Raw genomic sequence first — 11,796 nt, 5'->3', positions numbered from 1 at the left:
CATGCTCCTTTGATCTTAGAGGCCTTTTTCAGCAACAAAGAGGGCCAGTTCAACAAGGCGGTTGGAATAACCCCATTCGTTATCATACCAAGCAACGACTTTAGCCATCTTCGGGCCAACCATCATGGTGGAAAGGCCATCAACAATGGAGCTCAGCGGGCAGCCTTTATAGTCGCTGGAAACAAGGGGCAGTTCGCTGTAACCGAGGATGCCTTTCATGGTCGTTTCGGAAGCAACGCGCATAGCTTCGTTGATTTCTTCCTTCGTTGTTTCTTTCTTGAGGGTAACCACAAGATCGGTCAAAGAAACATCCGGAGTCGGGACGCGGACACTCATGCCGTTCAGTTTACCGGCAAGTTCCGGAAGGACAAGACCCGTAGCCTTGGCTGCACCAGTCGTGGTCGGAATGATGGAGCAGGCACCGGCACGAGCGCGTCTCAGGTCTTTATGGGCAGCATCAAGGATCTTCTGGTCATTCGTGTAGGAATGAACCGTCGTCATGAGGCCCGTTTCAATCCCGAAGTTGTCCAGAAGGACTTTAGTGAAAGGAGCCAGGCAGTTTGTCGTGCAGGAAGCATTGGAAATGATATTGTGTTTCTTTGGATCGTACATATCATCATTGACACCAAGCACGATGGTCAGGTCTTCGCCTTTAGCCGGAGCCGCGATAAGGACCTTTTTGGCCCCGTTATCCAGATGCGGCTGGACCTGTTCACGGTTCTTGAACTTCCCCGTCGTTTCAAGGACAACATCAACACCCAGTTCACCCCAAGGAATTTCCTTCGGTTCGGTGAAGCGGGTAAACTTGATGCGGCGATCGCCAACAATCATGACATCGCCGTCAACGCGGACATCCTCATCAAACGTCCCATGAAGGGTATCGTATTTGAGCAGATGAGCATAGGTGTCGATGCCGGAACGGGCGTTTACTGCAACAACTTCGACTTCCGGATTCTTCACAGCAATGCGGAGTGCACAGCGACCGATACGACCAAAACCATTGATACCAACTTTTACCATTTTACTACCTCCCAAAGATACCATTAGAAAATCATTTTGATTTTGCAAGCAACGTTAAGATTTCGCGGGCAGCGGCCTCGTCCGTAACCAGGATCTGGTCATGACCGCTGCGCAGGACGGACAAGATGGCGCGGCCTTTGGAAGCACCGCCGGCAATCCCCATGACCGTAGGGATTGTCGCAAGGTCATTGGCCATAAGGCCTAGGGAATCTGTACTGTAGACAACCTTCCCGTCAAGGTCGAAGTATTGTCCCAGGGCTTCCCCTTCAGCACCGGCTTCCTTGAGCTTTTGGATCAGCGTCTCCGAAACACCGCGCTTTTTGGCCATGACAAAGGCCTCACCCATACCATGAATCAGGATATCAGCACTTTTGATGGTGTTGATGACATGCTTGACACCGGCGTCCTCTTCAAGAATGCGGTCCAAGACGGATTCACTCACACTATCGGGCACGTAGAGCTGAAGGTACTTGGTCTTCAGTCTGCGTGCAAGAACCGTAGCAATCGTATTGGCCTGGAGCTCGATGCGATCCCCCAGCCCACCACGGGCCGGGACAATGGTCGCTTCCGGTTCCTTGCCATAGATGTTTTCTGCCATGGCCGCCACGGTCGTGCCGCCTGTCACTGCCACCGTATGAGGTTTCTTATCCGCGAGGAGACGAAGCAGGATTCCGGCGGCTACGCGGCCAATCTCCTGGACAACAACGGGATTATCATCCGCATTGCCAGGGATCACGTAAACCTTTCGGAGCTTCAGTTTCTGGACGAGGATTGCTTCCAAGGAAGATAGATTCTGGAGACGATTGACATAGTCCCGCAGTTCCTGCAAAAGATGGTTGCCTTCTTCGGTGAGCGTCATGCCCGTCAGGCCAAACTCCAAGAGCCCAGCTTCTTTCAGGAAATCGACATGGCTTCGCAGTACCCGCTCGCTCAGCGAGAGTTTGCGTGCGAGGCTCCTCCGTCCAATGGGCTGATCATGACTGATCTGACGCAGGATGCTATAGCGTTCCGTGAGCAGCTGGACCATTTCTGGAACAAGTTTGTTTTGTAGGTTGATTACCTTACCCAAATCAATGCTTTCCATTTTGTCCCACGTGGTACGTTTTGCGTCCCACCCTCCTCGTAAAAAAATAGCAACGATGGCTACTCGTATTATACCATATTGTGAAGAAGATGGGGAACATTTTTGTTTTTGTGCGGTAGAAAAATGGACGGAGGAATAGGAAACAAACGGTTTTGGACGTTTCTAGGTTGAAAGGGATTTGACCGTGGCGCATGGCGCCAAACCGTCTGCCTATCGGCCATGGACGCCGAATTGATTTTTCGATTACACGGTCCTGCAAGCAGCTAGGAAACAAGCTGCTTCCTGCGCAGCCGTTTTGGCCCATCGAAAAATGTTCCTTGCTCTCGCTCGTAATGAGACGTCGGGCCCCTTTTATTTTTACTCGGAGCAAAAATCGCTCCGCTTCGATGGAGCTACGCGTCATCATTGGCCTTTAAAAGATTGATTTGATGCCAATGATGGCATGCTCCGCCGCAAGAAGGTGCGTACCACAATCTCATTTTTAAGATGTCCGAAAAATGCTTTCGGCGGGCGAGCCACTTCTTGGAATTTTTTCGGTTTTTAGAGGAAACATGATTCGCCTGAGGCCCATATCGTCCCCATCTGCGTTGTCTAAAAGACGTAATAACGGGAAATTCCGCCGTCGTCGGTAGAAGCGGAGGCTCCTGGCAACTGAACCCATCTGAGCTAAATTCGCAAAAAACAAATAGAAGAAAGACCGGAAGGGATAAGACAACAGAGCATGACCTAAACCGAAGGTAAGCGCAGGTTCGAGTGAGGACTCTTAGTGTCTATTTGGCTTTTGCGAGTGGTTAATCTTTTGATTAGAAAGAACACGATACCTCCCGGAACAACCTGTGTTCGCTTTTTTCCTCTGAGCTCGACTCTACGAGTCGAGCTCAGAGGGCATAAAACCACAAGGCAAAGGGATGGTAAGGCAAGCTGAAAAAGGATGGCAAAAACCTTGTTTAAGAGTGCTATCGATTACGGCTGGCTTGTCCACGACCAATAAATAGGCCCTGGCTTCGCAGCTCTTTCTAGACAGCATGCTGCTTTTCTTTATGACCAACGATGATGGTACCGGACAGGTCACCTAAGCAATTGATCATGGTCATGCCCATGTCATTAAAAGCATGGACGCCAGCAACAAGGCCTACGATTTCAAGCGGAAAGCCCAGGCTCTCCAATAAAATCGCCAGGATGACGAGCATGCCGCTCGGTACTGCACCGCTCCCCGTTGTTAGGATCAGGCCAATTACAAGGACTTTGAGCATCAGACCAACGTCGACCGATACACCAATAGCCTGAGCAGTCATAATGAAAACCGTGGTCAGACACACGCAGGTCCCGTCTTTATTGATTTGGGCACCCAGCGGAATAGTAAAGGAGTAGACCTTTTTCGGGGCGCCCAAGCTTTCGGCGCATTCCATGTTGATTGGAATGGAACTGGTGCTCGAACAGGTGCTGAAAGCCGTAACCATGATACGTGAGGCCTTGCGGAAAAATTCACCTGGCCGAATGCCCGTAAAAACAAAGACCATGAGGGCATAGAGGCAGCACATGATGAAGATTCCCAAATAGACGCTGCCAATGTATTTGGCAAGTGTTCCAAAGATAGCACTGCCGTATTTACCCACAGATTGGGCAACAAGGGCAAAAATTCCGTAAGGCGCAAGGATCATGATGATATGGACAAGCTGGTTCATCAGATCCGACAGGTCTTGAAAGAGCGTTGTCAGGCGTTTTCTTGGAGCGTCAGGCATCATAAGAAGGGACACGCCCGTAACTGCACTGACAATAACAACCTGGTCAAATCGGCCTTCCATCATGGCTTTAAAAATGTTGCTTGGCACGAGGGCAAGGAGCGTTGAACCAATGGTGGGGATTTCCCCAACGACGCCTTTGTAGGTGCCCGTCAAAGGTAGATTTATTCCCGGTTTGATGAGGGTCGCAACGCCAAAACCAACGATCATGGCGGCGGCACTTGTAAGGATATAGTAGAGGATGATCCGTATGCCAATCCGGCCAAAGGATTCCGGGTTATCTAGGTTTGAGATTCCCGCAATGAGGTTTACGATGACAAGCGGCATGGCAATACATTTGAGACAGGTCAGGAAAAACTTGCCAAGGGGAGCAAAAAGTTCTGTCCCCGCCCCCATGAGCCAGCCAGCAAAAATCCCTGCAAGCATCCCCGCAATCATCTTATAGATGAGCGGAATGGACTGGTATTTTTTCCACATCATCAATCATCCTTCCCTTTATGAATTTTACAAAATGTTCATATTAAGTTTTTTCATTATATCACGAAATAGGGAGGAAAGGACTATGCAAGGATTTCATGAATGAAAAAGTGCCTTTGAGGAAAATCTATGGATTGGAAGGGATGGCAATAAAGGTATGCTGCATCGTAACATATTGCGGTACACAATTTCATCGTCGTTGGTGGAAGCGGAAGTTCCTGGCAACTGAACCCATCTGCGCCAAATTCGCAAAAAGCAAATAGAAGAAAGACCGGAAGAGATAAGACAACAAAGCAAGCCCTAAACCGAACGTAAGCGCAGGTTCGGTTTAGAGCTATCATCTTATATTCGGTTTCTGTAAAAGGGCAGTCTTCTGGAATATTCGTATTTCCTTTTGTGCTCGATAAAACGCATCATTCTGATAGACCATGAGCCCCTTGTGCACTCCAATCTTTTCTAGAGCAAAGGGCTCACATTCTCAATCAAACAGGTTGTTATCATAACAGCCCTATATGCCGCTTTATTTTTCCACGTCCATTTTGTCTTTGAGAAAAGTACCTGTTTCAAGTTCCTGAAAAGCAGTGAGCAGGCCTTCACGAGTATCCATGACAATGGGGCCGCCCCAATGGATGGGGTCATCAAGTTCCAGGGAACTCATGAACATGAATTCCACAGGATCCTTCCCAGCCGTGATGGTGACTGTATCGCCTTCCGTAAAGCGAACGGCAGTCTTTTCAGGAATAACATTTCCGGCTACAATGACTTCACCTTGAAGGGTAAAGCCCATTGCTGCCCGCTCCCTGTCAACTTTCCAAGTCAAAGATGCCCCTGGGTCCAGATGGATATCGTAGTAGTCAAGAGGCAGATGATGTGATTGATAGCCCTGGGTTCCCTCGTAGTTTCCCATGAGGACGCGGACTTTGCCATGAATAAGAGGGACTTCCGGGATTTCATTCTTTTTGATGGCCTTGTAACTCGGCTTTGTCATTTTATCCTTGGCCGGAAGGTTCAGCCAAAGCTGAAGGCCGCACATCCGCGGTGACGCGGGGATGGTTTCTTCGTGAAGGATGCCCGATCCAGCGGACATGTACTGCACTTCCCCATCCTGAACGATATCTTCAAAGCCCATGCTGTCCTTGTGCCGCATGTTCCCATGAGCCACGAAGGTGATGGTCTCGATGCCGCGGTGGGGATGCATGGGAAAGCCAGCCACATAATCCTCGGGGTTTGTTGAGTCAAACGAGTCCAGCATGAGGAAAGGATTGAATGCCTTTACCGTCGTATTGCCGAGCACCCGCACGAGATGAACGCCGCCCCCATCAATGGCGTGGAATCCTTTAACCTGTGTTTCTATTTTTCTTTCCATTATTCATTCCTCCTTAATCCAGTTCCAGCAGGGAAAGGAGCCGAAGCACGGCTTTTCTTTCCTCATGGTTCCATTTTCCAAAAATCGCGTCGAGCATCGCTTCATTTTCTGGATAGACTTTGGCAATGAGAGCGCGGCCCTTATCGGTCAGCGTCATAATGGTCCGGCGCCTATCCTTGGAGTCTGTTGTCCCTACTATAAGCCCCTGCTGCTTGAGATGCCGTGTCACCACGGGAATGGTCCCATCTGTTGACAGAACGCTTTCTTTCAGTTCTCCCACGGATAGGTCCCCTTTATGGTAAAGAGCCTCGAGCACGGCAAACTGAGGTAAGGTTAGCCCGTATTTACGGGCAATGGCCGCCGTCCGCCTATCCAATTCATTGACAATTCGATGCATGGCAATCAGTTCCACTTGTTTTTTCATAGGGCTCCCCCGCTTTTACATCTAGTTAGTTATATTATACTCTAGTTAGATGATTTGTCAACTTTTCCCCTGGATTCGCGTCCGGGCAGAAAAAAACAGCCCCTTTCTTCATGAAAAGAGCTGGAACAGATGCTCATCTAAAATAGGTCACAATGCCATAAACGACAAGGAACCCGACGATACAGGGCAGGATATATTTAAAGTACCATTGGAATTTTCTAGCTACAGAAAGTCCCTGCCCTTCGTTTGCTTCTTCGATAAAGCGGTCGAACCCCCACCCCAACTTCCAAGTACAGAAAAGGGTGATGATAAAGGAACCTACAGGAAGACAAATATTGCTGACAAAGAAGTCTTCCATGTCCATGACCGTATTGCCAGGCCGCAGGGGCTGGAAAGAAGCCCATAGGTTAAAGCCCAGGGCGCAGGGAATGGAACCGATGGCAATGATAATTCCATTTACAAGCCCCGCCGCCTTCCGGCTCGCACCTTTAAGGTCAATGGCAAAGGCCTGAAGATTTTCGAAAACGCCAATCATGGTCGAAAGGGCGGCAAAGGACAGGAAGATGAAAAAGAGCGATCCCCAGACCACACCGCCGGCCATGGAACTAAAAACTCGCGGCAAAGTAAGGAAAATCAGCTTGGGACCTGCGTCTGGTGCAATGCCGTAGGCAAAACAGGCAGGGAAAATAATGAGGCCTGCTGTAATGGCAACAAAGGTATCAAGGGCCGTCACGGTGACGGCTTCTCCCATAAGGCGCTTATCTTTATCAATGTAGCTGCCAAAAATTTCCATTCCGCCCATGCCGATGCTGAGGGTAAAGAAGCTCTGGTTGAGGGCTGCATAGACCGCGTTCCAGATGCCGTCCTTTTCCATATTAGCAAGATTGGGTTTGAGATAGAAGGAAATGCCTTCCATGGCACCGGGAAGGAGCAGGCTCCGGATACCCAGAATGACCATAAGAGCCAGAAGGGCCATCATCATGAACTTGGTTATGCTTTCAACGCCTTTTTTGAGTCCCATACTGCAGATGACGGCCGTGAGGACAACCACGACGAGCATGACCGATACGAGAATCCGCGGGGACCCCATCATCCCGCCGTAGATGGCCTCAACCTGAGCCGTATCAAGTCCCAGGAAGGTGCCTTTCATCATGAGATAAGCGTAGTAAAAGATCCACGCCGAAACCACGGAATAATACATGAGCAGGACATAGTTGCCTGCCATGGATAGATATCCCATGAGGTGCCAGTGACTGCCTTTCGGTTCAAGCAGGCGGTACGCCGGCAGGATACTGCGCTTTGTGGCCCGCCCCATGGCGTATTCCATGGTCATGATGGGAATTCCCAAGATGGCAAGGAAAAGCACATAGACGAGAACGAAGAAGCCGCCTCCATACTGTCCTGTAATGTAAGGGAAACGCCACACATTGCCAACGCCAATGGCGCATCCTGCACTCAGTAAAATAAAGCCAAGCCGTGATCCAAGAGTTTCTCTTTCCTTCATAACTGCTGCCCTCCTACAATACTGCTGAATCAGTCTCTTAGTGCAATTTTTTCCACAATCATGCTTTCAAGTATAACGGATTGTACGGGAGAAAGCAAAACTTTTCCGTTTTTTGGGAGTCCGTTCCGCCCCATTTGAACCGTTTTCGTAAAAGACGTGAGAAAACTGTAAAATCACGGTAAATCGCTTGCTATTTATTTTGCTGTGAATGATAATAAAAACAAAATCACAAAGGAGGGTCAATATGAGAGATCTTGAAATCATTCGTTCCAAACATGGCTTTATCAGCGATATGGATGGTGTCATTTACCAAGGTTCCCAGCTTCTTCCTGGTGTCAAGGAATTTGTGGACTGGCTCAGGAAGGAAAAAAAGCAGTTTCTCTTCCTCACCAACTCCAGCGAACGCACACCTCTTGAACTCCACAAAAAGCTCCTTGCCATGGGGATTGACATCGACGAATCCCACTTTTACACAAGCGCCCTGGCAACAGCTCAATTCCTAAAGACACAGGCACCCGGTTCCAGCGCTTATATCATCGGTGCCCACGGACTCATGAACGCGCTCTACGATGCAGGGATCCCCTTTAATGATGTGAACCCTGATTATGTCGTTGTGGGTGAAACGACAGGGTATAATTATGAAATGATCATTAAGGCAACGCAGCTCATCAATCAAGGAGCTAAACTCATTGCCACAAACTCCGATCTTACGGGGCCCAGCGACCGAGGCATCATCCCCGCCTGCCGCGCCCTCGTTGCCCCGATTGAACTAGCAACCGGGGTAGCTGCCTACTTCATCGGCAAGCCAAATCCTCTTATGATGCGGACAGGTCTAAAAAAATTGGGGGTCCATTCCGGAGATGCCGTCATGATTGGTGACCGCATGGATACGGACATCATCGCCGGTGTAGAAACAGGGATGGAAACGGCACTCGTCCTTTCAGGCGTGACAACGCGGAGCACAATGAAGCACTACTCCTACCAGCCCCATTATGTCCTTAATGGAATTGGGGACATCGTCCCCAAAAAATGAAAAAAGAAACCTGCAGAAAAGGAGGACTCCTCTTGCTGCAGGTTTTCTATTTGCGGGGAAATTATTTGGCAGCAGCCAGCGCTTTTTCCACAGCTTCGCAGATGACTTCATACGTATCGCCGGGATGCGCCTCGTAACTCTTATCGTGATTCACAAAAAGGGTCGGTACATAGTAATACGCACCGGCATAAGGTTTTACTTTGTCGGCTTCACTTGTTTCATCGACAAGTTCCACCTGGACATCTCGATAGGCTGCCTCTTTCTGAAGGGCTGCCAATGCCTTTTTGGCATTAGCACAGTAGGGACAGCCCGGCATGACGATCATTGTTACTTTTTTCATGGAAATTCCTCCTTTTACCAAGCGGCGACAGTGCCGTCCGCCCGGGGTTCTGTGGCTCCAGCAAGGGACCCGTTTTTTTGACGCATGATCATTTGACCTCGGCCAAAGCTGGTAAAATCCTCTTTGACCGTCACTTCATGGCCGCGGCGTCTCAGGTCTTCAATCACAGCAGGGCCAAAGCCCGGCTCAATTTCAATCTTTTTGCCGCCCATCCACTGCCAGCGCGGTGCATCAAGGGCTTCCTGCTCATTAAGGCCAAAATCGATATAGTTCATCATGACCTGGAGATGACCCTGGGGCTGCATATAGCCGCCCATGACGCCGAAAGGGCCAAGGGGTTCTCCCTGTTTCATGAGGAAACCAGGGATAATGGTGTGGTAAGGCTTTTTACCCGGTACGAGGACATTGGCCGCCTTCTCATCAAGACGGAAGGAACTTGCACGATCGTTAAAGGAAATGCCATACCCAGGAATGACGATTCCGCTGCCAAAGCCACGGAAGTTGCTCTGAATAAAGGACAACCATATTACCTTCCCCATCGGCCGCGCAGAGATAGACTGTACCGCCGCAGTCCGGATCGATGGCGCGCGGCATTTCGGCGTCTTCCGTAAGACCTTGGGCACGACGATCAGCATAAGCATCGCTTAAAAGATCGTTCACGTCCACTTTCATGTAACGGGGATCGGTAATATATTCCATACCGTCCACAAAAGCACGCTTCATGGCTTCAATGGCATAATGAACGCTCCGCGGCTCCGCTCGGTTCTTGATGGGAAGACGGCTTGCAAGGGCAAGGGCCATGAGGGCCACAATGCCATGCCCATTGGGCGGGATTTCGCAGATTTCAAAGCCGTGATAAGAACGGGATACAGGCGTCACCCATTCCGCTTCATAGGTAGCCAGGTCTTCTGCGCGAAGATAGCCGCCCGTCTTTTTGGAAAAGTCATCGATAGCCCGAGCAATCTCACCGCGGTAATAGCTTTCGCAGTGGCTTTCAGCAAGAAGGCGCAGGGTCTTTGCGTGATCTTGAAGACGGACCAAATCGCCAGGGCCAGGGGCCCCGTTCTTGAAGAAAGTTTCAAACAGCGGGGCAAACACTTCGTCCTTCTTTAAAGGCGCAAAGGTTTGGACGCTCCGGTTCCAGAGGAGACTTGTCACAGGCTGGACAGGATACCCTTCTTCGGCGTAAGACAGCGCCGGCTCGAAAAGACGCTTGAAGGGCAGCCTGCCAAAACGACGATGTAGGACGGACCATGCTGAAACAGCACCTGGAACGGTCACGGAAGCCCAGCCCCGCTCCGGCATAGCAGCAACGCCTTTTTCGCGCATGGCCTCAAGCGTCAGTGCCTGGGGCGCCCATCCGCTGCCATTAAGGCCAAAAAGCTGATGATCTTTTGCGCTCCAATAAAGAGCAAAAGCGTCACTTCCCAGGCCGTTACTCGTTGGTTCAAGAACGGTCATGGCAATCGCCGTGGCGATAATGGCATCGGCCGCGTTCCCGCCCTGTTTCAGCATGGCAAGACCCGCCTGCGCCGCAAGGGTTTGGCTGGTAGCCACCATGCCGCGTCTGCCGTAGGTCACGCTGCGGCGCGAAGGATAAGGATGCCTTATTTGCGAAAAGTCCATGAAAGGACCTCCTTTACGTATCATGAAGCAAGTCCATGGAATCTGACAGCACATTCTTGCTCTTCATTATATCATGAAGAACACTGGAAAACACAGCATCTTCATCAAGATTCATTTTTTTCGATTTCCTTGTTCACGCATAGCTAAAAAGGTCGAAGAAACGCCTTTTTTCAACGAGTTCAATTGTCAAATTTATTACATATTTTACTTTTATCTCTTGAGCTCTCCCTTTTGTCATTGTGTCTCCCTACGCGCTTTGCTATAATAAAAAGCAAGGAAGCACCCATAGAATTTTCTTAAGATTTCCGTGGAGCAAACTTGAACGAGGGGGTCCTTATGTATTTACGGAGATTATCTCAACCTGCAAAGGAAGTTTTTATTGATATTGCCAAATATTTGTGCAATGCCGATGGAATTGTCGATAAGCGGGAAGAAAAACTGCTCGCAGCCTATGGCGAGGAACTGCAGATGACCATTTCCCTTGACGCGCCTCAGAAATCCCTGGAAGCCCTAGCGACGAACCTCAATGCCGCAACGGACCGCATTCAAAAACGTATTGTTGTCTTCGAACTGATGGGGCTTGCCCTTGTGGATGGAACCTATGCCGATGAAGAAAAGGCCTTCTTCAAGCTTCTTGGCGAAAAACTCGACCTGCGCCCCACCTTCACGGAGCGGTGTGAAGCCTCCATTCGGGAGTATATGGCCGTGCAGAAAGAGATTGATGAAGTCATTTTTGGGTAAGGAAATAACTATCCACCCGCATAGCGGGTGGTTTTTCATTTTCGGGCATAGCCATCATATTACTGGCGACGTACAAGTACGTTAAAAAATTGGTTCTTTGTCAAATGTTGGGGTGCCCCACAACTAAATCGCCTTTTAGGAACTCGGCAAGGCATTTGCCGAGTTCCTTTTTTGCCAATTCACATAGAGAATCCGGTTCCTAAATCTGTTGAAATCACGCATTCCAAATGCAACTCTCTTAACCGTCTTAATCAGGTTGTTACAGCCTTCTGTGAATCCATTGGAGTATGGCTGGATAATTGCTTGAATAATTGCAGCCTCCCAATCTTTAAAAGATCTTAAAATCCCTTTAAAAGCATCTAAGTTGTAGCCCATTACCATAGCTAACCATTTGTTTAGCTCCCGCTTCGCAGCCAATTCAGTCTTCTGCCTCAATACT

General features: G+C 49.5%; 10 protein-coding genes and 1 pseudogene. 2 read left to right on the top strand and 9 right to left on the bottom strand.

Going from position 1 to position 11,796, the window contains the following annotated elements; all coding sequences use genetic code 11:
* Positions 1–15: 15 nt before the first annotated feature.
* The 6 genes from gap to H503_RS0105130 all read right to left on the bottom strand — a co-directional run bounded on the left by gap (position 16) and on the right by H503_RS0105130 (position 7,617).
* On the bottom strand, positions 16–1,020 hold the full coding sequence (gene gap, locus H503_RS0105155; RefSeq protein WP_009015815.1) for a type I glyceraldehyde-3-phosphate dehydrogenase: 1,005 nt from the start codon (positions 1,018–1,020) through the stop codon (positions 16–18).
* Positions 1,021–1,051: 31 nt separating this feature from the next.
* Positions 1,052–2,104, bottom strand: a complete 1,053-nt coding sequence (locus H503_RS0105150) for a sugar-binding transcriptional regulator (RefSeq protein WP_009015816.1) — start codon at positions 2,102–2,104, stop codon at positions 1,052–1,054.
* Between the two features lie 1,016 nt (positions 2,105–3,120).
* A complete protein-coding gene (locus H503_RS0105145; RefSeq protein ID WP_009015817.1) occupies positions 3,121–4,326 on the bottom strand; it encodes a dicarboxylate/amino acid:cation symporter in 1,206 nt (401 codons plus the stop codon).
* A 517-nt stretch (positions 4,327–4,843) separates the two neighbouring features.
* The gene (locus H503_RS0105140) at positions 4,844–5,689 is read right to left on the bottom strand and encodes a pirin family protein (protein WP_009015818.1); all 846 of its coding nucleotides are present in this window, start codon (positions 5,687–5,689) and stop codon (positions 4,844–4,846) included.
* A 13-nt stretch (positions 5,690–5,702) separates the two neighbouring features.
* On the bottom strand, positions 5,703–6,113 hold the full coding sequence (locus H503_RS0105135; protein ID WP_009015819.1) for a MarR family winged helix-turn-helix transcriptional regulator: 411 nt from the start codon (positions 6,111–6,113) through the stop codon (positions 5,703–5,705).
* A 133-nt stretch (positions 6,114–6,246) separates the two neighbouring features.
* Positions 6,247–7,617: a sodium-dependent transporter gene (locus tag H503_RS0105130; RefSeq protein ID WP_016459482.1), complete on the bottom strand. Its 1,371-nt coding sequence runs from the start codon at positions 7,615–7,617 to the stop codon at positions 6,247–6,249.
* 244 nt (positions 7,618–7,861) lie between these two features.
* Between H503_RS0105130 and H503_RS0105125 the strand changes: the two genes are divergently transcribed.
* Positions 7,862–8,650, top strand: coding sequence for an HAD-IIA family hydrolase (locus H503_RS0105125; RefSeq protein ID WP_014128671.1), 789 nt, complete (start codon positions 7,862–7,864; stop codon positions 8,648–8,650).
* A gap of 61 nt (positions 8,651–8,711) precedes the next feature.
* Here the strand turns inward: H503_RS0105125 and H503_RS0105120 are convergent, their stop codons facing one another.
* Positions 8,712–8,990, bottom strand: coding sequence for a glutaredoxin domain-containing protein (locus tag H503_RS0105120; RefSeq protein ID WP_009015822.1), 279 nt, complete (start codon positions 8,988–8,990; stop codon positions 8,712–8,714).
* A gap of 14 nt (positions 8,991–9,004) precedes the next feature.
* A pseudogene (locus tag H503_RS12830) lies at positions 9,005–10,616 on the bottom strand (gamma-glutamyltransferase family protein).
* 336 nt (positions 10,617–10,952) lie between these two features.
* Between H503_RS12830 and H503_RS0105100 the strand changes: the two are divergent.
* Positions 10,953–11,357 carry a hypothetical protein gene (locus tag H503_RS0105100; protein WP_009015824.1) on the top strand — a complete coding sequence of 135 codons (405 nt, stop codon included), beginning with the start codon at positions 10,953–10,955 and terminating at the stop codon, positions 11,355–11,357.
* A gap of 135 nt (positions 11,358–11,492) precedes the next feature.
* On the opposite strand, the gene H503_RS0105095 is transcribed toward H503_RS0105100, so the two are convergent.
* Positions 11,493–11,796: transposase (locus tag H503_RS0105095; protein ID WP_162141332.1), on the bottom strand; the 304-nt coding region annotated here is incomplete at its 5' end.

The sequence above is a fragment of the Acidaminococcus intestini DSM 21505 genome (assembly GCF_000425045.1).
GTDB classification, from domain to species: domain Bacteria; phylum Bacillota; class Negativicutes; order Acidaminococcales; family Acidaminococcaceae; genus Acidaminococcus; species Acidaminococcus intestini.
This window is presented reverse-complemented; position numbering and strand designations above follow the sequence as displayed.

Coding starts and splice junctions, on each gene's coding strand:
- H503_RS0105100 (WP_009015824.1), top strand. CDS start 10,953: ATGTATTTACGGAGATTATCTCAACCTGCAAAGGAAGTTTTTATTGAT.
- gap (WP_009015815.1), bottom strand. CDS start 1,020: ATGGTAAAAGTTGGTATCAATGGTTTTGGTCGTATCGGTCGCTGTGCA.
- H503_RS0105140 (WP_009015818.1), bottom strand. CDS start 5,689: ATGGAAAGAAAAATAGAAACACAGGTTAAAGGATTCCACGCCATTGAT.
- H503_RS0105130 (WP_016459482.1), bottom strand. CDS start 7,617: ATGAAGGAAAGAGAAACTCTTGGATCACGGCTTGGCTTTATTTTACTG.
- H503_RS0105150 (WP_009015816.1), bottom strand. CDS start 2,104: ATGGAAAGCATTGATTTGGGTAAGGTAATCAACCTACAAAACAAACTT.
- H503_RS0105135 (WP_009015819.1), bottom strand. CDS start 6,113: ATGAAAAAACAAGTGGAACTGATTGCCATGCATCGAATTGTCAATGAA.
- H503_RS0105145 (WP_009015817.1), bottom strand. CDS start 4,326: ATGATGTGGAAAAAATACCAGTCCATTCCGCTCATCTATAAGATGATT.
- H503_RS0105120 (WP_009015822.1), bottom strand. CDS start 8,990: ATGAAAAAAGTAACAATGATCGTCATGCCGGGCTGTCCCTACTGTGCT.
- H503_RS0105125 (WP_014128671.1), top strand. CDS start 7,862: ATGAGAGATCTTGAAATCATTCGTTCCAAACATGGCTTTATCAGCGAT.